Origin of the sequence: Paenibacillus sp. FSL M7-1455 (assembly GCF_038004655.1) — a bacterium.
GTDB classification, from domain to species: domain Bacteria; phylum Bacillota; class Bacilli; order Paenibacillales; family Paenibacillaceae; genus Paenibacillus_AQ; species Paenibacillus_AQ cookii.
This window is the reverse complement of sequence record NZ_JBBORO010000001.1, coordinates 5,169,604-5,192,372: the sequence shown is the minus strand read 5'-3', so window position 1 is coordinate 5,192,372 and position 22,769 is coordinate 5,169,604. Positions and strand designations below refer to the sequence as shown.

The following is a 22,769-nucleotide window of genomic DNA, read 5'->3' as shown; positions in this document are numbered from 1 at the left end:
TGCCCGGGCTTCGGAAGCGCCTTGGCCTAATTGGGCGAAAGGCTGTTTACCGTTTGTTTTGGATCACGGGCGCATTGTCGATGTCCTTCCGTTCGGCAAGCTTCACGTTGGCGAGGAAGGAGGAGACGCGGCGAAGATACTCGCGCGGATGCTCGCGGAAAATGAGCTCATGATGGCTGTTTTTGACGATCCAAACGTCCGAATACGGATTCGACTGGTTGGATGCCAATTTTTCGGCAATCGGGTAAGGGGCCTTCTCGTCATCCGTGCCGTGAACGAAAAAGATCGGGAACGGGTAATCTTCCTTTTTGACCTGCTGGTAAGGAATTTGGTGGAGGCTCGTTCCGTTAAGCACCGGGAACAGCAGCTCCAAAATTTCGAGCGACGGATGGCGCGGAAGGTCGATTTGGTTTTTGATATTATGGTACAACGTGTCCGGCTCCAGCAAAAAAGTGCTGTCCAAAATCATCGCGTCGATATCCTTGGTTTGCAGCCCGGCTTGAAGCGCCGTCCCGGCTCCCATCGAAAAGCCCCACACGACGATCTGTTTCGCGCCGCGTTGTTTGGCCAGCTCGATCGCCCCGAGCAGCTGCTGAGATTCGGCTTTGCCGCCGGTGGCCACCGCCTTGCTGGTCTGGGACGCGAAGCCGTAATCGAACATGATGACGTTAAAATTCATCCGGTGCGCGTAATGGGCCAGATCGTACATCGGAATCCACGTTTCCTCGCGGTTTGCGCCGTAGCCGTGGCTGAACACGATCGTTTTTTTCGATCCGGCGGCGGGAATGTACCAGCCCTGCATCATCCGGCTGCCGTCCAAGGCGGGGAAGGTCACGTTTTCATAGGCCATGTTTTTTGCCTGCTTCGGATTCGAATACAGCGGCGCAACGGTCGGGTTCGAAAGCACCCAAGCGATGTACGCGTGCAAGGCGATAAAACAAAAGAGAAGGAAAAACACGACCGACAGCAGCAAGGCAACGAGAATATGCTTCACGCGGATCAGCCGCGGGGTGAGTGGAATGGGTGTCTCGGTCAGGGGGGGAGAAATTTGGGCGTCGTTTCGGGTTGCCATATTCATGAGAGCCCCTCCTTTATATCAAAATTTCAGGATTCTACAAATTTCGAGCCTGTCTCTAGTTTACCTATTATACACCCGATTCGGAAACAGAAAAAATTTTACTCTATATCCTATGCGGTAGATCGCCTAAAGTCAATCGGCCTGGCCCAAAAAAACGGTTTCTTTTTTTAGCGCCGCCAAAACAGATTTTTAGCGAAAAAGTAGACTTTGGGGGCTGAATTTTTTATAATTATTGTAACCATGTTTCATTTGGTGAAACATTAAGAGGGGCGGGAACAGGAATGGAAGACCGCAAATTAACCGTACGCGCCGTCGAGCGCGCGCTTGACATATTGATGTGTTTTACCAAAAGCAGCGAGCTCGGGCTGACCGAAATCGCCGGGCAGATCGGCCTGCACAAAAGCACGGTGCATCGTTTGATGACGACGCTCGAGGAGAAGGGATTCGTCGCGCGGGATGCGGCAACGGAAAAATACCGCCTGGGCCTGAAGGTATGGGAGCTGTCCACGCATCTGTCCAAAAGCGACGATCCGGCCGTGCTGCTTCTTCCGGCGATGGAGCGGTTGCGCGACCGGCTCGGGGAAACGGTGAGCTTGTATTTGCGGGACGGAAAAGACCGCTTGCGGATCCAGGCGGTGCAGAGCAACCAGGCGATCCGCCGCGTGGCTCAGGTCGGCGCCCGCCTGCCGCTGTACGTCGGAGCTTCGAGCAAGGTGCTTGTCGCTTTTGCTTCGGAGGAAGACCGGCGGGAGTTGTTCGGCGATCCGGAATGGCCGGAGATGCCCGATCCGGAAGGTTACCTCCGCATGCTGGCGGAGATCCGGGAGCGCGGATACGCGACCAGCTTCGAAGAGCGCGAGCCGGGAGCGGCCGCGGTTGCCGTGCCGATCGTGAACCGGAGGGGGGAAGTGGCTGCGGCGCTTTCCGTATCCGGTCCGATCAGCCGGATCGGCGAGGATACGCTGCATGAGTTTGCGCCGGTACTGATGGAAGCGGCCCATGAAATGGGACTGATGATCTAGACGGCAAAAAGCCCGCGTCGACCGTAAACGTTACGGCCGGCGCGGGCTTTGTTTGATTTTATGCCTCGATATGCTCTTTGAACCAGCGGACGATATGGGTGAGGCGTCTTGTGCGAAGATACGGATTGCCGCTCCGGGACAGATTGTGATCCGCTCCCGGGAAACGGATCAGCTGCGTTTCTTTGCCCAGCCGCTTCAGCGCGACGAACATCTGCTCGCCCTGCTCGATTGGACAGCGCATGTCCTGCTCGCCGTGAAGGATGAGCAGCGGGGTGCTTACGTTTTTGACATAAGCAAGCGGGGAATGCTTCCACAGCTTTTCGACGTCATCCCACGCATTGCCCCAGATTTGGTCCTCCGTGAAGTGGTAGCCGATATCGCTCACGCCGTAGAACGAAAGCCAGTTGCAGATGGAACGCTGGGTGACGGCCGCCTGGAAGCGGTTCGTATGGCCGACGATCCAGTTGGTCATAAATCCTCCGTAGCTTCCGCCGGTCACGCCGAGACGGGAGCCGTCCACGAAAGGATAGTGGTCCAGCACGTAGTCCGTAAATTCCATCAGGTCGAGGTAATCCCGTCCGCCATAGTCCCCGCGGACCGTGTTGACATGGACCTGTCCGTAGCCGTGCCCGCCGCGCGGATTCGTGTAGAATACCGCATAACCGGCGGCGGCCAGCAGCTGGAACTCATGCATGAACGTATGGCCGTACATGGCTTGCGGTCCGCCGTGGATTTCGAGAACGGCCGGTACCTTGGAGCCTTCCTTGAAGCCGATCGGCTTCATGATCCAGCCCTGCATCGGCCAGCCGTCTCCGGCCGCGTACCGGAACTCTTCCGGCTCGCTCAGCGTCAGCTCGCTCCATAGCTCTTTGTTGCATTCGGTCAAGCGGGTTTCCGTTCGGCCCGGCAGTTCCAGCCGGTACAAATCGCCGGGGTGCAAAGGATCGGCAGCGGCAAATACGAGGCTGCCTTCCGGCGTCAGGGCGAACTGGTAGATCTCGCGGTCCCCGCCGGCGACGATTTCGAATTCGGAGCCGTCGAGGGCATAACGGGCGATCTCGACGCGCCCCAGCTGGCTCACCTGAAGGTATACATGCGCTCCGTCCGGGCTGAAGACCGGCGGCGTTCCGGCGCCTGCGCGCATATCGCTGACGCAGCTGTGGCCGATCTGGATGTCGAGATCGGTATAGAGGGCGCGGTATTCGCCGCCTTCCGCCGGGATGAGATATATGCGGGTCAGCGTGGCGTAACCGCAGGACAGATCATCCGCAAGCATCAGGATGGATCCGCCGTCCGGCGTATAGCTGACGGAACCGATGCTGATTTTGCCGTCCGTCAGCCGGCGCGTTTCGCTTCCCGTACGATCCGTTACATACAGATCGTTCGTCGGTCTCAGATCGGCGTCGGCATACTCGTCCGTAGGCAGCTCCGCCGTATACGCGATGCGGCTGCCGTCCGGCGACCAGGCGAAAGCCCCGACGTCAAACGCGCCCGACGTTATCTGGACGCTGCTTGCGCCCGCGATGTCGAATACGAATAAATGCGATCTGCGGCCGCTTCGCAAACCGACGCCGTCGGCTTTGTAACGGATGCGGTCCACGATTTTTTCCTCGGGCAGCGCAGGTTCGTCCTTGGCTTTGGCGTCCAATTGCTCTTCCTTGTCGTCCGGCGCTTCGGCTTTAAGAAGCAGGGCGGAACCGTCCGGCGACCATTTGAATGCGCTTACCCCATGCTTCAATTCGGTCACGGCCCGGGCTTCGCCGCCATGCGCGGGCATGATCCACACCTGGCGCGCATCGCCTTTTTTCCGGAGAAAAGCCAGCTGCGCACCGTCAGGGGACCACTGCGGCGCTCCGTCCTGCTCGCCGGCCGTAAACGGAACGTCCGCGCCGCCGGGCTGAATCAGGCGAATTTGGGTCACGTACCCGTCATGTTTGTCGTTGACCGATTTCAGTATGTACGCAGTCGCGCCGTTTTCGGGCGAAACTGCAGGATCGCTTACCCAGCGGATGCGGTACAGGTCCTCGGCTGTCATTACGCGTTTCTCACTCATCGAAAAAGACCTCCCATATAAAAGATGAACCATTTCATGAGTTCATTATCCCAGAGAATGGGCGTAAATTCCATCCCGATTCCTTCGGAAGCCGAGAACCCCGCAGCCCGTTACTTTTTCCGAATCCACGCCGCGATATCGGAGATCAGCGCGGAAGATACGTTGGACGGCATCGCATATTCGGCACCGATCGAGATGCCGTCGTATTCCGCGAGCAGATGGTTCATTTTCGGATACGATTTGAATTCGACGCCGCTCCGGCCTTGAAGCGCCTTTTTCCACTCGTTGAACTGGTTCATCGTCACCTGCCAATCGTTTTCGCCTTGCAGGACGAGCATCGGCGTTTGTTGCTTGACGGCCAGATCGACGGGTTTATAGTTTTTCTGCTCAAACCACCAATACGCCGGGGAGAGCGGGAATTTTTCAGGCATATGGTCCACGGTATACTGCGGATCGTTCACCAGCTGAGCGATTTGGGTCCATGCAGCCGCCTGCTGTTCGTACGGGGCAGGGTCCTGGCCCAGCTTTTTGACGCGCGCAACCAGCTCCTGCTGCTGCTCGATCAGCGTATCGGCAAACTTCAGGCTAGGGCCCGAGAGCACGATCGCGCCCGCGATGTCCTTGCCTTGGTCCGCATCGATGATCAGCGGCATCGCAAAACCGCCTTGGCTGTGGCCTGCGACGAAGATCCGGCCCGGATCGATCTTAGGCGTTTGTTTGAGCAGCTTGACGGCGGTGACGGCGTCATCCACGGTTTCTTTCTTCAGCGTGAACTTCGGATCGGCCGCAACCTTGAAGGTATGCTCGTAGGTCACCTTGTCATAGCGAAGAACGGCGATGCCTTTGGCCGCCAAACCGACGGCCAGGTCGCGGAACGGCTTGGCCGCGCCCATCGAGGAATCGCGGTCATGAGGCCCGGAGCCGTGGACAAGCACGACGGCAGGGAACGGTCCTTCGCCTTGCGGAAGGGTCAACGTGGCGGGCAAGGCCCACTGGCCTTCACCGATGCGCACTTCCTGTTCCGTATAGGCGGCCGGGTTGTCATAAGCGGGCTTTTGGTATCCGCCGGAGCTGACAGGGCCGATATACATGTCATCCACCCGGCCTTCGCCATTCAGCCTGAGCGTTACGTTCACCGGCATTTGTCCCCACTGAAGCAGATAGGAAACGTTGCGGTAGACGGCATTCGTTTGCTCCGTTCTGGCAGAGGGTTTCGAAGGCGCCTTTCCATACAGCTGCTCGTAATTGCTCCACAAGCCGTTGATGGCTTGAACAGGCAGCGCTTTTTGGAAAGCGGGGCTCATGTATTCGGCGGCTTTGGCGCCGTTGCCCGCTTGCAGCTCCTTCAGGAACAAATCGGCTGTGTCTTGGGAAGCTTCCGGGTTGGTACTTTCCCCCGGGGTTGCCGGTTGGCCGAAAATGCCGGTAAGGAAACCGGCAGGCACAAGCGTTTTGCCGGAAACGAGCTGAACCGGACCTCCTACGTTTACGGCTTTGCCGTTGAATACGCCTTGGGCTTTGCCCGGGGTCAGCACGAGGGTTTGGCCTCCTTTGACCAGCGTGACCGTGCGGGCGGCCTGATCCCAGCGAACCTCCACGCCCAGCTTGGACGCGGCTTCGCGCACCGGCGCGTACGCCGTCCCGGCCTTGGACGATTCCGCTGCGGCGGAAGCTGCGGGCACGGACAGCGCAAGCGCGAGGGATGCGGCGGCAAATTTGCGTAGTTTCTTCGAATTTTTTTTCATGACGGTTCCTCCTCTGGAGCGGTTAGCTCCTTTTTATATAATGAAAGGCATCGTATGAAGGCGGAGGTTGGATTCTAGGATGGCCGATGCCGATGAAGCTGCGAATGCTCCAATTTCGATTATCAGCCTGCAAAATGACCGGCGGCAAATATGAGGAGCAGAATCCCCGCAAAAATCATCCATGCCGCGGGTCTGGCGAAATTGATCGTCCAGCCGATGCCCATTCGCTTCTCCACGAACATGGCCGGATCGTCCGGATTGTAATAAATAAAGCCGAGTTTCCAGAAACGGTCGTCATTCACGGCGGTCGCGCTGGCGGCCCCGGAAGGGCGGCCGATGCGGCGGCCTCCTTGTCCGGTCGTAAACGAGAGGACAAGGGCCATCACGATGATGATGGCCGGCATCAACAGCGTGATGGGAAACACGACGTTGCCGGGCAGATTGTAGCGCATATTGAGCTGAATAAACGACAGCAACAGCGTGATCAACATCCCCGAGACGACGTTAAACATCGACCACCGGAGGCGGAAAAGCGCATTCCGCTGCGCCGAAAGCTCGGGATGGTCGGGATGGATCTGCTGCTTGCTTTTCAGGATCATCCAGTTCATGAACATAAACAGGAAAATCATGACCAGCTGCATCAGGTTCGGACCGAGCACCGCTTGAAGCGATTTGTCGACGGAGCGGGTGACTTCGCCATGCCAGTCGTATTTCATCGCGATCGTCTCAGGGAACTGGTCGTAGTACGTAATCGCAAGAATGGCGCTGATCAGCATGACGGCAATATGCAGGATGAACCAGCGGTTGGAGACCGTGATCTTTTTGCTGCGGAACCGGGTGTCGATCGCGATTTTTCCGCTTTGCTGCGCCGCGGTCGGCAGGGAGGCCTTCGTTTTTTTCATTCTCAGATAAAAGGCGAAGTTCATCGCTGCCGAGCAAACAATCACGGCGGTAATAAAGATGGATATTACGGTGGCCTGGCCTTCTTCGCCGGCGTTCATCAGCGAATACAAGCAGCCGAGAAGCAGGAGGGCATACAACGTGCCGCTAATCCAGGCAAATTGTTGTCTCATCCGCCGCAGCTGCGGGCTGTGATACATCTCTTCGCTGACCGAAACGCCGAAACTGACGGTTTCCCTGCTGAGAAACGGTATGGAAATCAGCGCGATGATGATGGGGATGAAGAGGGCGACAATCATGAAAGCAGAAATCCAGTACATTATGCATTCTCCTTTTTGCCATGTGAGATGTCTTCATAAATGGATTCGACGATTTGCAGCAGGCTCGCCTTATCCATGCTCCGGCATATGGCTTCGGCGATCAGCGGCCTGAATTGCTCCGCCTGCTTCTGCTCAAACTCCGGCGTAGCGGGAGGCATGCCGTCCGGATTGACGACGACGCCTTTTTGCCTGTGGATCTGAATGTAACCTTCCTGTTTGAGCAGCGTGTACGCTTTGTTGATGGTATGCAGGTTGACGCCGATATCCGCGGCAAGGCTCCGGACGGACGGGAGGTCTTCTCCCGGCTGCAGGCTGCCGCTCGCGATGCCTTCGATAATCTGATTAATCAGCTGCGTATAAATGGGAAGTTCCGACTGCATATCCAGACGGATGATCATAAGAAGCCCTTCTTTCGCAAACAAAATGTCAAAAGTGCAACTGTTATACTACAAATATAACAGATAGAATTTTGGGTGTAAATAAGGATTTTGACCAAAGCCGCAGCTCAAAAAGGCCGCGAACGGCGGCCGGGCTTGCGCAAAAAAAGCGCCTGCTTAAGCAGACGCTTTGGTTCGCGAAGCGACAGGTTTATTCACGTTGTTGTTTTTGCTTCATTTTTTTCATGAGCAGCTCTTTGAAGGTTGCGTTTTGCTCCAGGTTTTCCTTTTTCCTCGATGCGATGATCTGTGGTCTTGGATACGAATGGTGAAGAGGCGCAATGCGCGGCACATTCATCATGATCTCTCCTTCCGAAGGTTTGCTAACCCTGCATGCGTCATGGCGGCTGCAAACCGGAAGCGCCCTTATGTTTCGGCGCGGCATGTGTAGAACCATTACCCGTTTCATGGCGGTTATAAACATCATATTTCGAAACGCTCCATTTTGCAAAGAAGCGAAAGCGGAAACTGTTACGACATTTTATGTCGCATCACATCTCCTATAATGGGCATGTAACGCGGAAAAATGAATGAAAAGAGGTTATATGTTCATGGCAAAAACGAAACGGGGACGCGTATTATGGAATTTGCCGTCCAGAGGCCGGGGGACATGTCCGGTTTGCGGCAGCGGGAGGATCAAGCTTTTATATACCCGCACGAGTACGGAAGGCGCATCCATGAAAGTCTGCAAAAAATGCTTTAAAGCCACGCAAGAAAGGGTTGACGCCGCCAGCCGAAATCCGGAACCGGCCGCTCGTACGGAGTAAGGATCAAAAATCTTCGGCAGGAAAAAGATTCAAAAACCGCTTGTATCCCAGAGCCTGCAAATGCTTCAATATAGCTGAAGGGCATGATCTTCTGACAAGGAGAAGCAAGATATGAGCAATATGCACAGGATCCACTGGTTTGACCAGCGGATTAGGGGAGGGCATTATCCGAGCAGCAGGGATCTTGCCCTTCAATTCGAAATTTCCAGAAGGCAGGCGCAGCGCGACATCGAATACCTTGCGGTTTCACTGCGGGCGCCGCTCGTTTATATAGCCAAACACCGTGGATACGGCTACGAGGATAAAACGTACATGCTGCCGCATTTGTACATGACGGAAGAAGAAAAGTCGGTGCTGAAATTTTTGGCCCGAAAATACGGGGAGTACAGCACCGATGCCCCGTCCGGCGTTCAGCGGGTCGCACACCTGCTGGGCAGGTTTGCGGGCGAGGAAGAAGGGGAGGGAGCCGGGAGGCTTCCTTATTTCGATGCCGATCCCCGGCTTATCCATATCAGCGGGCAGCTGGCGTTTGCGATCGAGCAGCGAAGGACCGTGCATCTCCATTACCGGTCCGAAAACGGAGAGTTCCGGGAGGACGTATGTCCGGTGCGTCTGTTGTCCCGATACAACGCCGATTATGTTGCAGCGTACCAAGAACATGAGGGGAAAACGCGCCTGTACCGGCTGGACGCCATCGAAAGCCTGCATGTGACGAATCGCATGTTCGAGATAAACGAAGCGGGGGACGTTCCTTTTGTAAAGGGCAGACCTCCCGCGATCCAACCTTTTACGGCCAGGCTTAGGCTGGATCGGGAGCTTCAGGGGGAGGCCTGGCATGGTTATCCGGCAAGACCCGCCGGGGACGGCTTTTACGACATCGACTTTTATGACGACGACGCGTTCCTGCAGCAGCTTATGCTGGGCGGATGGCTGAACCTGGTATCTCCCAAATGGCTGAAAACCAAGCTGCGGAACCGGTGCGGACAAATTTTAAAATGCTTGGATGGAGAGGAATGATGCCGATGGCCGAAGTGATTCTGCGCGGACTGGAGATGAAAAGGGAATCGAAGTCTTTTACCGACAGCCTGTACGCTGTCCTGACGGGAGCCGGGTTATTCTCCGGACCGAAATACAGGCTTTCCGCGGTGAGCGGCATGGCTTTCATCTTTTCCGTACATGAACGGCTGCTGCCGCTTTCGGTAACGGCTTACGGGGAGTGGGGGACGGTTCATAAGCGGGCCGCCGACAGCCTCGGCATTTTTACGGTGACGGATGCAGGCAGGACGCGGCATCCCACGTTTAAGAAATATCAGCAGGATGCCGTCAAGTGGATCAAATCCAGCCTGGACCGCGGACTCGGAGCGGTGTATTGGCTTCCCGAATTCGGCGTCATCCACGGATATGACGATGCCGACCGGATTTTTTACGTGCAGGACGGGTACTCCGCGGAAAGCAAAATCGTGTTGTACGATAATTTCGGCATCAACTTCACCCCGTTTTGGTATGCGCAAATGTTTGGCGGGAAAGTGGACATCGGGGAGAAAGACATGGTTCTGGAGGCACTCCGCATGGCGCTGGACGATTGGGAGAACCCGCATCCGGTTCCCCCGAACCGCAGCATCGCTTCCGGAAGGAAGGCTTATTCGTATTTTATCCATGCGCTGGAGCAAGGGGACTTTGACTCGTTTGGCGCCGTTTATGTTTGGGATGCCTTTCGGGGCTCGAGGACGGAAATCATGTTTTTTTTGCAGGAGGCGGTGCTCATGTTTCCGGAATTGCAGGAAGCGGCGACATGTTACGAGCAGCTTGCGGGCATGATGGAGCCGCCGGAGCGTTGGACCGTTTCCGCGAACGGGGGCCGAACGCTCAGCCAGGAGAGCATTCCGGCCCTGATCGGGGTGCTGAAGGAGGCGGAGAAGCTGGAGGAGCGGGCGATGGGCGTTTTCGGAAGCATCTCCGTCCAATATCCGGATTTGAAACGGTCGACGGTTCCGCGATGGGGACTGCATACCGCAAGATAAACGGAAGGGAGAAGTTATGGCCAAAATCATCCTGAAAGATTTGCGCATGACCACGGAGTCCAGATCCTACATCGATGCGATGCATGCGGTGTTGACCCATGCCGGTTGGACGTCCTGTTCCAAGGCGATGCTTGCCGGCATGACCGTTACCGGCTTCCGGTTTGCGGTCCATCGGCATTTAACCGCCGAGTCGCCGACGGCATACAATTGGGTGGCGGAAAACTTTCTCGCCGCGGATTTTATGGGAGTTACCGCTTCGTCATCCGCGGGGTTTGCCTTTCACCCGACGTTTCCGTTATATCGGCAGGAGGCGGTTGCCGAAATTAAGGCGTCGCTGGACCGGGGGATCGGAGCCGTGTTCTGGAAGGACTGCTTTGCCGTTGCAGCCGGATATGACGACGAAGAAGGCATCCTGTATTACGACGACGGCTCCGGACATGGGCTGCAGCGATTGCCGTACGGGGAATTCGGACAGAATCGTTCCCCCTACTGGTATTATCAGATACTCGAAGATACGGTCGAACTCGATCCGATCGAAATTTATAAGGAATCCCTTATGCAAGCAATCTACAAATGGGAGACGCATGACCGGATGCTCCCCGAAGCGGATTATGCCTGCGGCTCTAAGGCTTATGATGCGATCAAGCAGGCACTCCATGGAGGTGCATTCGATCCCGTTCAGGCCGGCGAGGTTTTCGAATGTTATGCCGCCGCCAAACGGGACGTCGGCGAATATATAGGCGTGCTGGCGTCTCTATGGCCGCAGCTTGAACCGGCGGCTCAAGCTTACCGAAAGACCGCACAAGCGTTTCGCGAGGTGCTGGGCCTCATTGCCGAGGATCCAAGCATGAAACGACAGGCCCGAAATCTCGTTCGATTATTCGATGAAGCGCAGCGTGCGGAACAGGAGGCGATCGGATTGATCAAGTCGTTTATGCATGAACGGATCCGGAACCGCTTTGACCATGTCGGGCTGAGATAGAGTTTCCGGTTGCCGGCATCTTATTGAAGATAAGCACGATTCACCTCCATACACGAAAGAAAAAAGGCGTCCCCGAGCCATGCACATGGCTGGGGAACGCCTTTTTCATTAAGCTTATTATTGGTTTGCGATCATTTGGCGAAGCACGGTTTGCAGAATGCCGCCGTTGTGATAGTAATCCACGTCCACCATGCTGTCCAGACGGGCCGTAACCGGGAATTCGAAGCTCGTGCCGTCCTCGCGCGTCGCTTTTACGGTCAGCGTCTGGCCAGGTTGCACGTCGTTGCTCAGACCCACGATGTCGAATGTCTCTCTGCCGGTCAGGCCAAGGCTCTTCCAGCCGGTTCCTTCTTGGAACTGCAGCGGAAGCACGCCCATGCCGACGAGGTTGCTGCGGTGAATCCGTTCGAAGCTTTCGGCGATAACGGCTTTGACGCCAAGCAGGAACGTGCCTTTGGCCGCCCAGTCGCGGGAGCTTCCCGTACCGTATTCCTTGCCTGCGATGACGACAAGGTTGCGGTCTTCGTTTTGATACTTCATGGATGCATCATAAATGGACATCACTTCATTCGTCGGCAGGTACGTCGTAACGCCGCCTTCCGTTCCAGGCGCAACCTGGTTGCGGATCCGGATGTTGGCGAACGTGCCGCGCATCATGACTTCATGGTTGCCGCGGCGGGAGCCGTAGGAGTTGAAGTTTTTGCGTTCAACGCCGTGCTCCTTCAGGTACAGGCCTGCAGGGCTTGTCGGCGAGATGTTGCCGGCAGGGGAGATATGGTCGGTCGTGACGGAATCTCCGAGCAGTGCCAGTACGTTAGCGGTGTTGATGTCCTTAATGTCATCCAGCTGCGTGCCGAGGTTCTTGAAGAACGGCGGATTCTGGATGTAAGTGGATTTTTCGTCCCACTCGTACAGTTCGCCTTCCGGAACCGGAATCGCGTTCCAGCGTTCGTTGGCGGTAAAGACGTTCGCGTATTTTTTGCGGAACATTTCCGCGTTCATGGATTGGTTCATGGCTTCCTTGATTTCCGCGGAAGTCGGCCAGATATCCTTCAGATAGACAGGCTCGCCTTCCTGGTCATGGCCGATCGGATCGTTTTGCAGATCGATGTTGACCGTTCCGGCCAGCGCGTAGGCTACGACGAGCGGAGGCGAAGCCAGGTAGTTGGCTTTGACCTGCGCATGGACGCGGCCTTCGAAGTTCCGGTTGCCGGACAATACGGCGGCTACGGTCATGTCGTTGTCGGCAATCGCCTGGCTGACTTCGTCCGGCAGCGGGCCGGAGTTGCCGATGCAAGTCGCGCAGCCATAACCTGCAACGTAGAAGCCGAGGGCTTCCAGGGATTCAAGCAGGCCTGCTTTTTCCAAATATTCGGTAACGACCAGGGAGCCCGGCGTCAAGCTGCTTTTTACGTAGCCCGGTTTTTTCAGGCCGCGTTCAACCGCTTTTTTCGCCAAGATGCCCGCGCCCAGCATAACGCTTGGGTTGGACGTATTGGTACAGCTCGTGATCGCGGCGATGACGACGGCGCCGGTTCCCATTTGGCTGGTGGTACCGTCCGCATGTTTCACGGTCACTTTCTCTTCGATTTTAGCATCGCTGAGACCGTATCCGCCTTTTTCGATCGGCGTGCGCACGATATCGTTGAAGGCTTTTTTCATGTTCGTCAGCTCGATGCGGTCCTGCGGACGTTTAGGTCCGGCAAGGCTCGGTACGACGGAAGCCAGGTCGAGCTCGATGATGTCCGTGAACTCAGGGTCTTCCGTGTCGGCCGTACGGAACATGTTTTGTGCTTTATAGTAAGCTTCCACCAGCTCGACTTGTTCGTCGGAGCGGCCGGTGTTGCGCAGGTAGGACAACGTTTCGCCGTCGACCGGGAAGAAGCCGATGGTCGCGCCGTATTCCGGTGCCATGTTGGCTACGGTCGCGCGGTCCGCCAGGCTGATGTTGGCAAGCCCAGGGCCGAAGAATTCGACGAATTTGCCGACGACGCCTTTTTTGCGCAGCATTTCGGTGACCGTCAGGGCCAGGTCGGTCGCGGTTGCGCCTTCCGTCAGGCTGCCCGTCAGCTTAAAGCCGATGACGTCCGGCGTGACGAAATAAAGCGGCTGTCCGAGCATGCCGGCTTCGGCTTCGATGCCGCCGACGCCCCAGCCCACGACGCCGAGACCGTTGATCATCGTCGTATGGGAGTCCGTTCCGACGAGGGAGTCAGGGTAGACGACGGTTTCGCCGTCAACCGTTTTGGTGGCTGCCACGGACGCAAGGTATTCCAGGTTGACCTGGTGAACGATCCCCGTTGCCGGCGGAACCGCGCGGAAGTTATTGAACGCCGTTTGCGCCCAGCGCAGGAAGCGGTAGCGCTCTTCGTTGCGCTCGAATTCGACTTCCATGTTATAGTTCAGCGCCTGGGGTGTGCCGAAGGCGTCAACCATAACGGAGTGGTCGATAACGAGGTCGACCGGTACGAGCGGGTTGATCTTCTTCGGATCGCCGCCGGCTTTTTTCACGGTGTCGCGCATCGCGGCCAAGTCGACGACGACCGGAACGCCGGTAAAGTCCTGAAGCACGATCCGCGCAGGGATAAACGGAATTTCTTTGTTGCGGCCTACGCCTTCGTTCCATTTTGCCAGCTGTTTGATATGCTCCTCGGTAATCGCGCGGCCGTCAAATTGGCGGACGGCGGCTTCCAGAAGCACTCTGATCGAGAACGGGAGCTTGGAAATGCTGCCGAGTCCCTGTTCTTCAAGCGCCTTCAGGCTGTAGTAGCGGTATGTTTTGCCGCCGACTTCCAGGCTGCGGGCTGTGGAGAATTGATCCTTTGCTGTCATACATGTACCTCCTTAAGAATGTGCTCTCGTGAACATTTTCGGTGGGATGCGGTAAGCGATAAGGGCAATCACTTTGCCGTTCCTGTTTCACTAGATGAAACATAATTTCAAAATAGTGAGGTTTGCTTTTAGTATACCGTTTACAAGCCGGGGAGTAAAGAACTTTTTGCGTCTATTTATATGAAACGAAAGGTGGGATAAAAGGAAGAAGGACGACTGTCCGGGAGGCCTCCCGATCCTTGCGGCGCCAAGGAATTCGCATGCCCCAAAAACCGCCGAATATCATTCTTTCCCCGGGCCGCCCCTTTCAACCGCGGATGAACTGAAGTTCATAGCGGCTCGTTTCGGTTCATATACGTTATATTAGGAAGCCGTTTCATGGCTTGTTCAGGCCTGAAGCCCGTTCAGGGTTTGAAAACGGCTGCAAGTAACGGAAACGAGAGGGGATTAGAGCGGATGGAGAAGGAATGGAAACAGACACTCTACACCTATGTGAACCAATATAATCAGCTGCAGATCGATTACCGGTCGCAGCAAGGGGAGCAGGTCGTCACCGACCCGGGTTATCTGATGGCCAAGGCGGAGCGTTCCTTCCGGCTTTCGCAATGGTACGAAGAACGCGGGGCCCGGCCGCTTCGCAGCGAAACAAGGGCCAAGCTGCTGCGGACGATCCAGGACGCCCCGGATCAAGCGGTCGTCGACGTGCAGCTCCATGTGCAGCTTTTTTATGAAAAAGGAGGGGTGACCCATGCGGAGGAAACGATCCAGAGGGAGCGCCTGACGCTGATCCGCGACGGCGACGATTGGGTCATCGTGTCCGTGGAACATCTCACGCCGGAAAAGCATCCGTCGGCGGCGGGCATCGACGTCTTGGCGGAACCGCAGCAGTCCGGTTACCCGTCCTACGGCAGCAGTCCCCAGCCTTACCTGAACCCGTACATCCTGGGCGGGGGAATCAACCGGAAGTCCGTCCGGTACCGCCGGGAGGAAGCGGCTGCGTATGCCGACCGCTGGTGGAATTCCTACAATCCCGAGTTTGCGGTTTTCGACGTGGATTGCACGAATTACATCTCCCAATGTCTCTTTGCAGGCGGTGCGCCAATCAACTATACTGGTAGAAGAGAAACGGGCTGGTGGTACAAGGGATATGTCGGCGGCAAGGAATGGTGGAGCTACAGTTGGGCCGTGTCCAACGCGTTGTCCGCTTTTCTTGCGGCAAGCACTTGGGGAACCCGGGGGGAACTGGTGGAACGTCCGGAGCAGCTGATGCTCGGCGACGTCATTTTTTATGATTGGGACGGGGACGGCTCCTTCCAGCATTCGACGATCGTCACCGCTTTCGATGCCGGCGGGCAGCCGCTGGTGAACGCGCACACGGTCAGCAGCCGGCACCGTTACTGGGATTACAGGGATTCCTATGCGTGGACCGAAAATACCGCGTACCGTTTTTTGCATATCCCGGACTACTTCTAGAGCGTTATAATGATAAGGTACGACAGCAGGAGCAGCCTGCAATACAGTAAAAAAGAGAGAGGTTAGGCATGGGGAACAACAAAACAACCGTAGGGCTGGTATACGGCGGCAAATCAGGCGAACACGAGGTGTCGCTGCAAACGGCTTTTGCGGTCATGAACGCCTTTGATTACGATAAATACGAGCTGATTCCGTTTTACATCACGAAGCAGGGGGAATGGAAAAAGGGACCCGCGCTGTCCGCTCCGCTTGACAAGGTGGAAAAGCTGAAGCTGGAGGAAGGCGGGGAAGGCACCGAAGCGGCGCTTGGCGCGATTTTCAGCCGATTGTACGGCGGCGATCCGGCCGTGGATCTGATGTTTCCGCTCCTTCACGGAACGTTCGGCGAGGACGGCACCATCCAGGGGCTGTTCGAAATGGCGAATATCCCTTACGTCGGGGCGGGCGTGCTGGCATCGGCGGCCGGGATGGATAAGGTCGTGATGAAGAAGCTCTTCGCGCAGGCCGGCCTTCCGCAGTGCAAGTTCTGCCATTTCACCAAACATCAATGGGAACAAGGCAGCTTTAATCTGATCCGAGGCGTAGAAGACGATCTGGGGTACCCATGCTTCGTCAAGCCGGCCAATCTCGGTTCGAGCGTCGGCATTTCCAAAGCGAGAAACCGCGAGGAGCTGGAGCGTGCGGTCGAGCTTGCTTTCCGTTACGACCTGAAGGTCATCGTGGAGGAATTCGTCGATGCCCGCGAGGTGGAGGTGGCCGTTCTCGGCAACCAGGAGCCGATGGCTTCGGTTCCGGGGGAAATCGTATCCTCCGCCGATTATTACGATTACGCCGCCAAGTACACCGACGGCCAGTCGGAGATGATCATTCCGGCTCCGGTGGATCCGGACGTGGCGGACCGCCTGCGCGAAGCGGCTTTGATCGCGTTCCAGGCGATCGAAGGCAGCGGCATTACCCGGGCGGACTTTTTCCTCCGCAAGTCGGACGGCGCGATTTTGATCAACGAAGTCAACACGATGCCGGGCTTTACGCCGTACAGCATGTATCCGCTGCTCTGGAGGGAAACGGGGCTCGGCTATCAGGCGCTTCTCGACCGGATGATCGAGCTGGCGTTCGAACGCTACGAAAACAAGCAGGCGCTGAGCTACACGAACGAACCGTAAGCGGCTGCCCCGCTCGAAGATGAAGAAACGTTTCATAAGGTGTCCGGCCGGCGCAGTCAAAGGCCCGGGCACCTTTTATGCATGAGGGAACGCCATTTTATGGGGAAAGGGAAGGTGCATGGATGGGATTTCAAACGGAATTCAACTCGGTATGCAAGTTCAAGAGCGACCAGGAGCTGTACGAACTGATGGAATACGGGCGCGGCAAAATGGTGAAGCAGGGCTTCCGCGTTTTTCCGACGGGGCAGAAAGTGATCGCGTATACGCCGGACAACGTCGCGGTGGCCATCGTAAAAATCGTGGGCTGCATCGCCGAAATCAACTTTCAGGGGCAAGAGGTGACCGAGGTCGAAATGGAGCTGATCCGCAAGCTGAATGACGAGGAATCGCGGATTCAAACGGCTTTGGCTTACGAAATGTTTTTTGGGGAACATAATCCTTAAGGTATAATCATTTACTAAGACCCTAAGGAGCGGAATGATGATCGTAAGGTTCGGCTACGTGGCCATGTCGATGGAGGTTCAGGACGCTTCCCCGTCCAAAACGATGACGATGACGAGTTTTCGCAAGCTGAGCGACCGGGATGCGGCCATCCGCAAGCTGGAGAGGATCGCGGAAGGGAATCTGCACAACACGCTGCGGCTACTGAAGCATAACCATGCCCATGACATCCGGGTATACCGCTTTTCCTCCAAGCTGATCCCGCTGTCGACCCACGAGGACTTGCAGGACTGGGACCCGTTTGCGGCGCTGCACGGCGCTTTCGGGGAAGTGGGGCAGTACGTCCGCGACCATGGGATGAGGGTGTCTTTTCATCCCGATCACTTTACGGTGCTTAGCACGCCGAGGCCGGAGGTATTGCGCAATTCGGTGCGGGATCTGAAGCATCACGTCGCGATGCTGAAGGCTATGGGACTGAATGCTACCGCGAAAAACAACATCCACATCGGAGGGGCCTACAAAGACAAGCCGTCCGCCGCCGAACGCTTCAAAGAGCATGTCGCTATGCTGGACCGGGAAATCCAGGAGCGTTTGACGCTCGAAAACGACGACAAAACCTTTACCGCGGCCGAAACGCTGGAGGTCTGCCGGGCGACGGGCCTGCCCATGGTGCTCGATCTGCATCATCAATGGGTCAACAACGACGGCGAACAGCCGTGGGAGCTTTGGCCGGGCATTCAGGAAACGTGGGCCGGAGCGCTTGCGCAAAAAGACGCGGATCCGGAACGGCCGCTGCCGCCGAAAATTCATGTATCCAGCCCGAAAAGCGAAAGCGATCCGCGCAGCCATGCCGACCTGGTGGAGCCGGGCCCGCTGCTCGCCTTTTTGCGGCATATCGCAGGCAGCACGCCCGCAATCGACGTGATGATCGAAGCCAAACGGAAGGATGCCGCCCTTTTTGACCTGATGAATCGTTTAGCTAATTACGAATCGGAGGGAGTCCGGATGCTGGACGGGGCGAGCATCGAAATTTCGGGTTGAATCCCGAAGGAGCGAAGCGGCGATTTTGGGCTGTCGCCAAGGCCTTTCCAGGCTGCCGCCGGATTTGAACCGCCTTGTGAAAAAGGGCGAAACTTTAAATCTTTCATCACGTATATTTTTAAAGATGATAACTGCAAGAATCGGTCTGTCTTCAAGGAATCACATCGATCAGATGTCTGACTTACGATAACACGGAAAGTAGAGTGAGCGCTTTGAACCAAAAGGAAACAACTCCTTATGTCGTGACGAGCAAAAGCTATACCGCTGTGGCGATCAATGCCGCTTCCAAAGCGGGGGAATGGATTAAAACCAGATTGGGCACCGTAAAACAATTAAATACCAAGTCCGCGGTGAGCGATCTGGTCACGGAAGTGGACAAGGGTGCGGAATCGATGATCCGCAAGCTGATTTTCACCCATTTCCCGGATCACGCCATTCTCGGCGAAGAGGGCGTGGAGCCCGGCCCGGAGGCTTCGGCCCAAGCGCTCGAGAAATATGCGGAAGAAGAATACTTGTGGATCGTCGATCCCGTGGACGGCACGACCAATTTCGTGCACGGCTTCCCGTTTTTTTCCGTATCCATTGCGCTTGCGCATAAAGGCGAGGTGATCGTCGGCGTCATTTACGATCCTTCGCGGGATGAAATGTTTGTCGCCGAAAAAGGCAAGGGAGCTTACGTCCACGGCAAACGCATGCAGGTATCCGGCGAGGCCAAGCTGGAGGAAAGCCTGCTGGCGACGGGATTCCCCGTAGGCCGCGAGAGCACGCTTCCGGTCAACATGGCGGGGCTGATGCATTTGGCTCCGAAGGTCCGCAATATCCGCTCCGGCGGTTCGGCGGCGCTGCATCTGGCTTATGTCGCCGCGGGCCGGCTGACGGGATTCTGGGAAATCGGCCTGAACGCCTGGGATACGGCCGCGGGCGCGCTGATGGTTACCGAATCCGGCGGACAAATCACCGATACGGCAGGGAACCCTTATTCCCTTCGTACGCGCCATGTTGCCGCCACGAACAAAGCGGTGCATGCGGAGCTCGTTCAGGCTTTGAAGGAAGCCGCGGCCACCGGACTGGAAAACGCGTGATCATGCCGGAAGGCGTTTCATTTCCCGATTGACGGGATAACACATATCGTAAGCACCTAGCCCGGTGCGGAATCTATCGCAAGGAGTGTCTTTGCTATGAGTGAAAAACATGAACTGGAGCGTCAGCTTAGTGAGATGCTAACCGAAGGCGAAATGGAAGATCGGGGTCACCGCAAGGAGCAGGAGCGGGAGCTTATTTCCCCCCGATATGAAATCCGGATTCAGACGAAAATGGATCCGATCGTGGAAGAAACGTTGAAATACCGCAGCATCGCGCGCGAGCTGGACGACCGGTACGACCGGTACCTGGAACGGGCGAAGAAATGGGAACACACGCCCGATCACGAGGCGAATCAGGAATAAGAGGCAAAGCGGACGGAGTGGATATGTCACTTCGTCCGCTTTTTTTGCGTCGTTCAGAACTTGATTGTACCTTCAGGCACGTTCAGTCAAACATCCGCCAAAATTTTGCGACATGCAGTCCGCTTTGACGGCTCAAACGTCGCTTTTAGTGAACCAGGACGCGGTAAGGCATCCGGATATGCTCCGCATACCGCCGCCCTTCTTGCTGCAATCGGGAACCGTCTGCCCGATTGGCATCGTAAACGACGAATGGGGGGAGAAACACGCCGCTGCATTTGTTGATCGTCCCCTGAATCGGTTTCAGATATTCGCTCATCGCATACCAGTTGTCTCCGCCGGCTTGGAAGGATTTCTCCGTTCCGCCCGCCGTGGTGGCTACCATGAATTCCTTCCCCTTCAAACGGTACCCGCCGGGGCCGTAAGCCCAGCCGGACAGGATCACGTCGTCGAACCACTTTTTGAGGAGGGGCGGCGTGCTGTACCAATAAAAAGGAAATTGCAGCACGATCCGGTCATGTTCGGTCAACAGCCGATGCTCGCGGGCGACGTCGATGTTCCAGTCGGGATATTCCGCGTAAAGGTCGTGGACGAAAATGCCCTGCTCTCCTTTCACCGCGTCAATGAGCGCTCGATTGGCTTGGGAGACGCCAAGATCGGGATGTGCCGCAATAATCAATGTTTTCATATGGAATCATCCTTTCGTCGGTTCACGAGGGTTTAAAAATGATGCATGCGTTGGATTCATCTCCAGTATGGTTCCGATTCCGTTTTCTGAAAAGTACGCTTTTTTTTCATACCAGGTCTCTCAAACCGTACCATCCGTTCGGATGCGGGTTGCGGAATGGTACCAAAAAACGTACTATGTCCGAGAAATGAGAGTACTGTAAGATAACGGTGTGTTTTGGTAAAATGGCAAAAAAGCCGAAACCGCATCAAAGGGAAGGGGGACGAAAGAACGTGAGCACGGACGAACGCCGCCCCGGGAACACGGAAGGAATCATGGCGACGCTGCATGCGATCGGAGGGAAATGGAAGCCGTTAATATTGTTCATTTTGCTCCACGAGGGGACGAAACGGTTCGGGGAATTGCGGAGGCAGCTTCCCAACATAACGCAGGGCATGCTCACAAACCAGCTTCGCGAACTGGAGCGCGACAAGCTGATCACCCGGAAGATTTATCAGGAAATTCCGCCCAAGGTCGAATATTCCCTGACGGAGCACGGCAAGTCGTTAAGCTCGGTGCTTAAAGATATGTGCTCCTGGAGATTTAAGCATCGGGATTACGTGGAAGGTTATGAGGAGGAGCGGGCAAGCAGGTAACCCGTCATGCCTGATTCAGCCCCGCCCGGTTTCGACATGAACTGAATATGGAGGCGCCGGGGGGGAATCCTTCGGCGTTTTTTTGCGCCGTAATAATTTCAACCTCGAATCGAAATATTGTCTCCTCAAAATTTATGGCCCCCTCGATTAGACTAAACCTTAGACGACGTCAAACTTATTTTCGAGAGGGGCAAAAGAAAAATGAAACGAGGCAAAAAATGGCCGCTGCTGCTGCTGTCGCTGCTGCTTACGGCATCGCTCGCGGCATGCGGCGGGAACGGCGGCAAGCAAGAAACCCAAACGACGCCCGGAAACACGACGGACAACAACACCGCGCCATCCGGCGATGCAAAAGGGGACTCCGGCGAAAAAGTGGAGCTGACCTTCTGGTCGCTCGGAACGACCAACTACGAGGAACTGGGCAAGGAATACACGAAGGAACATCCGAACGTCACGATCAAGTTTCAAAATACGTCGGACCAGACGGCCCATCACAACAACCTGACGACGGCGCTGTCCGCAGGCTCCGGGGCGCCCGACATCTTCATGCTTGAAATCGGATTCATGGAGCGGTTCATCACCGCCGAGGACAAATTTTACAACCTGAACGAATTGGGCGCCAAAGATATCGCCGGCAACTATCTGGACTGGAAATGGAAACAGGGGTCTTCCAAGGACGGCAGCTTCCAGATCGGCCTGCCGACCGACATCGGCCCGACCGTCGTCTATTTCCGCACCGATTTGGCGGAGCAGGCCGGGCTCCCGACCGACCCGGAGGCATTCGGCCAAACGATCGATACATGGGATAAATTCGCCGCTACGGCGAAGCAATTCAAAGAAAAGACGGGTAAACCGTTCGCGGATCTGACCGACCTGGTATACAACGCCATCCGCGACCAATCCGAAGGGGAAATCTACTTCAGCAAAGAAGACGGCTCTTTCATCGGCGACAAAAACCCGCAGGTGAAAAAAGCTTACGACTTTACCGTCAAAGGCATCCAGGAAGGCTGGATCGGCAATACGCTGCTGTGGTCTCCGGAGTGGGGACAGGCGACCAATGACGGCGGGTTCGGCGTGATGCTCGGCCCGGCTTGGATGGCGGGCAACATCAAAAGCAATGGTCCGGACTCCGCGGGCAAATGGCGGATCGCCCAGCTTCCGGAGGGCGCCGGCAACTGGGGCGGTTCGTTCCTGACGCTGCCGAAGCAGGGCAAACATCCGAAGGAAGCGTACGAATTCATCGCATGGCTCGACAGCAAGGAAAACCAGCTGGAATCGTTCAAGACGAAAGGGCTGATGCCGTCCATCCCGGCCTTGTATACGGATGAGGCGTTTACGGGCTTCAAGGACGACTTCTTCGGCGGCCAGGCGACGGCGGTGGAATACGGCAAGGCGGCGCAGCGCGTCAAACCGATCTATTACGGTCCGCTGCACGACCAAACCGATACCTACTTCAAGGACGCGCTCAAAAACGTGCTGGAGAAAAAAGCAGATCCTGCGAAAGAATGGGACGCGGCGGTGGAGAAGGCGAAGACGCTGGCGGCCCGCAGCTAAGCAGGCAGCCGGCAGACCCGGCATGACTGGCAACCGGCAGACCGCTCAAAGAGGCGTTGACGCTTCGGGAATCGGCGGTTCGCGCCGCGGTTGCCGTCAGGCCCGAAGGACTCTCCCGGAGCAGGCCGGATGCAGGCACGAGCCTCATTCCGGTCTGCTCCGGGCATATCAAAAG

Annotated in this window: 21 protein-coding genes; 13 read left to right on the top strand and 8 right to left on the bottom strand. The window is 56.3% G+C overall.

The window, feature by feature from the left end; genetic code table 11:
- Positions 1 to 46: 46 nt before the first annotated feature.
- A complete protein-coding gene (locus tag NYE48_RS23765; RefSeq protein WP_341000170.1) occupies positions 47 to 1,078 on the bottom strand; it encodes an alpha/beta hydrolase in 1,032 nt (343 codons plus the stop codon).
- A gap of 281 nt (positions 1,079 to 1,359) precedes the next feature.
- Here NYE48_RS23765 and NYE48_RS23760 point away from each other — a divergent pair, with 281 nt between their 5' ends.
- Positions 1,360 to 2,100, top strand: coding sequence for an IclR family transcriptional regulator (locus tag NYE48_RS23760; RefSeq protein WP_036707437.1), 741 nt, complete (start codon positions 1,360 to 1,362; stop codon positions 2,098 to 2,100).
- 58 nt (positions 2,101 to 2,158) lie between these two features.
- Here the strand turns inward: NYE48_RS23760 and NYE48_RS23755 are convergent, their stop codons facing one another.
- The 5 genes from NYE48_RS23755 to NYE48_RS23735 all read right to left on the bottom strand — a co-directional run bounded on the left by NYE48_RS23755 (position 2,159) and on the right by NYE48_RS23735 (position 7,856).
- On the bottom strand, positions 2,159 to 4,153 hold the full coding sequence (locus NYE48_RS23755) for a S9 family peptidase (RefSeq protein ID WP_212950056.1): 1,995 nt from the start codon (positions 4,151 to 4,153) through the stop codon (positions 2,159 to 2,161).
- A 110-nt stretch (positions 4,154 to 4,263) separates the two neighbouring features.
- Positions 4,264 to 5,898: an alpha/beta fold hydrolase gene (locus NYE48_RS23750; protein ID WP_341000169.1), complete on the bottom strand. Its 1,635-nt coding sequence runs from the start codon at positions 5,896 to 5,898 to the stop codon at positions 4,264 to 4,266.
- Between the two features lie 122 nt (positions 5,899 to 6,020).
- Positions 6,021 to 7,118, bottom strand: a complete 1,098-nt coding sequence (locus NYE48_RS23745; RefSeq protein WP_341000168.1) for a DUF1648 domain-containing protein — start codon at positions 7,116 to 7,118, stop codon at positions 6,021 to 6,023.
- Positions 7,118 to 7,516 carry a GntR family transcriptional regulator gene (locus NYE48_RS23740; protein ID WP_339323399.1) on the bottom strand — a complete coding sequence of 133 codons (399 nt, stop codon included), beginning with the start codon at positions 7,514 to 7,516 and terminating at the stop codon, positions 7,118 to 7,120. Before NYE48_RS23740 ends, NYE48_RS23745 begins: the two co-directional genes overlap by 1 nt.
- A gap of 190 nt (positions 7,517 to 7,706) precedes the next feature.
- The gene (locus NYE48_RS23735; protein WP_341000167.1) at positions 7,707 to 7,856 is read right to left on the bottom strand and encodes a hypothetical protein; all 150 of its coding nucleotides are present in this window, start codon (positions 7,854 to 7,856) and stop codon (positions 7,707 to 7,709) included.
- 250 nt (positions 7,857 to 8,106) lie between these two features.
- Between NYE48_RS23735 and NYE48_RS23730 the strand changes: the two genes are divergently transcribed.
- From NYE48_RS23730 to NYE48_RS23715, 4 genes are all read left to right on the top strand, one after another.
- Complete coding sequence (locus NYE48_RS23730) at positions 8,107 to 8,322, top strand: hypothetical protein (RefSeq protein ID WP_036707549.1); 216 nt, start codon at positions 8,107 to 8,109, stop codon at positions 8,320 to 8,322.
- Between the two features lie 111 nt (positions 8,323 to 8,433).
- The gene (locus NYE48_RS23725) at positions 8,434 to 9,339 is read left to right on the top strand and encodes a helix-turn-helix transcriptional regulator (RefSeq protein ID WP_341000165.1); all 906 of its coding nucleotides are present in this window, start codon (positions 8,434 to 8,436) and stop codon (positions 9,337 to 9,339) included.
- Between the two features lie 5 nt (positions 9,340 to 9,344).
- Entirely contained in the window at positions 9,345 to 10,343 is a 999-nt protein-coding gene (locus NYE48_RS23720; RefSeq protein ID WP_341000164.1) for a hypothetical protein, read from the top strand.
- Positions 10,344 to 10,359: 16 nt separating this feature from the next.
- A complete protein-coding gene (locus NYE48_RS23715; RefSeq protein ID WP_341000163.1) occupies positions 10,360 to 11,325 on the top strand; it encodes a hypothetical protein in 966 nt (321 codons plus the stop codon).
- 117 nt (positions 11,326 to 11,442) lie between these two features.
- On the opposite strand, the gene acnA is transcribed toward NYE48_RS23715, so the two are convergent.
- Positions 11,443 to 14,157: an aconitate hydratase AcnA gene (acnA, locus tag NYE48_RS23710; protein WP_341000162.1), complete on the bottom strand. Its 2,715-nt coding sequence runs from the start codon at positions 14,155 to 14,157 to the stop codon at positions 11,443 to 11,445.
- Between the two features lie 456 nt (positions 14,158 to 14,613).
- On the opposite strand from acnA, the gene NYE48_RS23705 reads away from it, so the two are divergent.
- The 6 genes from NYE48_RS23705 to NYE48_RS23680 all read left to right on the top strand — a co-directional run bounded on the left by NYE48_RS23705 (position 14,614) and on the right by NYE48_RS23680 (position 19,720).
- On the top strand, positions 14,614 to 15,630 hold the full coding sequence (locus NYE48_RS23705; protein ID WP_341000161.1) for an amidase domain-containing protein: 1,017 nt from the start codon (positions 14,614 to 14,616) through the stop codon (positions 15,628 to 15,630).
- A 68-nt stretch (positions 15,631 to 15,698) separates the two neighbouring features.
- Positions 15,699 to 16,793, top strand: coding sequence for a D-alanine--D-alanine ligase (locus NYE48_RS23700; protein WP_341000160.1), 1,095 nt, complete (start codon positions 15,699 to 15,701; stop codon positions 16,791 to 16,793).
- Between the two features lie 122 nt (positions 16,794 to 16,915).
- Positions 16,916 to 17,236: a hypothetical protein gene (locus tag NYE48_RS23695; RefSeq protein WP_036707456.1), complete on the top strand. Its 321-nt coding sequence runs from the start codon at positions 16,916 to 16,918 to the stop codon at positions 17,234 to 17,236.
- A gap of 37 nt (positions 17,237 to 17,273) precedes the next feature.
- Positions 17,274 to 18,275 (top strand): UV DNA damage repair endonuclease UvsE, encoded by a 1,002-nt coding sequence (gene uvsE / locus NYE48_RS23690; RefSeq protein WP_036707458.1) that lies wholly within the window; start codon positions 17,274 to 17,276, stop codon positions 18,273 to 18,275.
- A 212-nt stretch (positions 18,276 to 18,487) separates the two neighbouring features.
- Positions 18,488 to 19,357, top strand: coding sequence for an inositol monophosphatase family protein (locus NYE48_RS23685; protein ID WP_212950068.1), 870 nt, complete (start codon positions 18,488 to 18,490; stop codon positions 19,355 to 19,357).
- Between the two features lie 96 nt (positions 19,358 to 19,453).
- Entirely contained in the window at positions 19,454 to 19,720 is a 267-nt protein-coding gene (locus NYE48_RS23680) for a hypothetical protein (protein ID WP_341000159.1), read from the top strand.
- Between the two features lie 145 nt (positions 19,721 to 19,865).
- Here the strand turns inward: NYE48_RS23680 and NYE48_RS23675 are convergent, their stop codons facing one another.
- The gene (locus NYE48_RS23675; protein ID WP_036707462.1) at positions 19,866 to 20,405 is read right to left on the bottom strand and encodes an NAD(P)H-dependent oxidoreductase; all 540 of its coding nucleotides are present in this window, start codon (positions 20,403 to 20,405) and stop codon (positions 19,866 to 19,868) included.
- Positions 20,406 to 20,719: 314 nt separating this feature from the next.
- Between NYE48_RS23675 and NYE48_RS23670 the strand changes: the two genes are divergently transcribed.
- A complete protein-coding gene (locus NYE48_RS23670; RefSeq protein WP_052146825.1) occupies positions 20,720 to 21,040 on the top strand; it encodes a winged helix-turn-helix transcriptional regulator in 321 nt (106 codons plus the stop codon).
- A gap of 201 nt (positions 21,041 to 21,241) precedes the next feature.
- Positions 21,242 to 22,594 (top strand): ABC transporter substrate-binding protein, encoded by a 1,353-nt coding sequence (locus NYE48_RS23665; protein WP_036707465.1) that lies wholly within the window; start codon positions 21,242 to 21,244, stop codon positions 22,592 to 22,594.
- Positions 22,595 to 22,769: the final 175 nt, after the last annotated feature.

What these genes read in the sequence shown, in the direction of transcription:
- NYE48_RS23765 (WP_341000170.1), bottom strand. Translation starts at nt 1,078, where the DNA reads ATGAATATGGCAACCCGAAACGACGCCCAAATTTCTCCCCCCCTGACC.
- NYE48_RS23760 (WP_036707437.1), top strand. Translation starts at nt 1,360, where the DNA reads ATGGAAGACCGCAAATTAACCGTACGCGCCGTCGAGCGCGCGCTTGAC.
- NYE48_RS23755 (WP_212950056.1), bottom strand. Translation starts at nt 4,153, where the DNA reads ATGAGTGAGAAACGCGTAATGACAGCCGAGGACCTGTACCGCATCCGC.
- NYE48_RS23750 (WP_341000169.1), bottom strand. Translation starts at nt 5,898, where the DNA reads ATGAAAAAAAATTCGAAGAAACTACGCAAATTTGCCGCCGCATCCCTC.
- NYE48_RS23745 (WP_341000168.1), bottom strand. Translation starts at nt 7,118, where the DNA reads ATGTACTGGATTTCTGCTTTCATGATTGTCGCCCTCTTCATCCCCATC.
- NYE48_RS23740 (WP_339323399.1), bottom strand. Translation starts at nt 7,516, where the DNA reads ATGATCATCCGTCTGGATATGCAGTCGGAACTTCCCATTTATACGCAG.
- NYE48_RS23735 (WP_341000167.1), bottom strand. Translation starts at nt 7,856, where the DNA reads ATGATGAATGTGCCGCGCATTGCGCCTCTTCACCATTCGTATCCAAGA.
- NYE48_RS23730 (WP_036707549.1), top strand. Translation starts at nt 8,107, where the DNA reads ATGGCAAAAACGAAACGGGGACGCGTATTATGGAATTTGCCGTCCAGA.
- NYE48_RS23725 (WP_341000165.1), top strand. Translation starts at nt 8,434, where the DNA reads ATGAGCAATATGCACAGGATCCACTGGTTTGACCAGCGGATTAGGGGA.
- NYE48_RS23720 (WP_341000164.1), top strand. Translation starts at nt 9,345, where the DNA reads ATGGCCGAAGTGATTCTGCGCGGACTGGAGATGAAAAGGGAATCGAAG.
- NYE48_RS23715 (WP_341000163.1), top strand. Translation starts at nt 10,360, where the DNA reads ATGGCCAAAATCATCCTGAAAGATTTGCGCATGACCACGGAGTCCAGA.
- acnA (WP_341000162.1), bottom strand. Translation starts at nt 14,157, where the DNA reads ATGACAGCAAAGGATCAATTCTCCACAGCCCGCAGCCTGGAAGTCGGC.
- NYE48_RS23705 (WP_341000161.1), top strand. Translation starts at nt 14,614, where the DNA reads ATGGAGAAGGAATGGAAACAGACACTCTACACCTATGTGAACCAATAT.
- NYE48_RS23700 (WP_341000160.1), top strand. Translation starts at nt 15,699, where the DNA reads ATGGGGAACAACAAAACAACCGTAGGGCTGGTATACGGCGGCAAATCA.
- NYE48_RS23695 (WP_036707456.1), top strand. Translation starts at nt 16,916, where the DNA reads ATGGGATTTCAAACGGAATTCAACTCGGTATGCAAGTTCAAGAGCGAC.
- uvsE (WP_036707458.1), top strand. Translation starts at nt 17,274, where the DNA reads ATGATCGTAAGGTTCGGCTACGTGGCCATGTCGATGGAGGTTCAGGAC.
- NYE48_RS23680 (WP_341000159.1), top strand. Translation starts at nt 19,454, where the DNA reads ATGAGTGAAAAACATGAACTGGAGCGTCAGCTTAGTGAGATGCTAACC.
- NYE48_RS23675 (WP_036707462.1), bottom strand. Translation starts at nt 20,405, where the DNA reads ATGAAAACATTGATTATTGCGGCACATCCCGATCTTGGCGTCTCCCAA.
- NYE48_RS23670 (WP_052146825.1), top strand. Translation starts at nt 20,720, where the DNA reads ATGGCGACGCTGCATGCGATCGGAGGGAAATGGAAGCCGTTAATATTG.
- NYE48_RS23665 (WP_036707465.1), top strand. Translation starts at nt 21,242, where the DNA reads ATGAAACGAGGCAAAAAATGGCCGCTGCTGCTGCTGTCGCTGCTGCTT.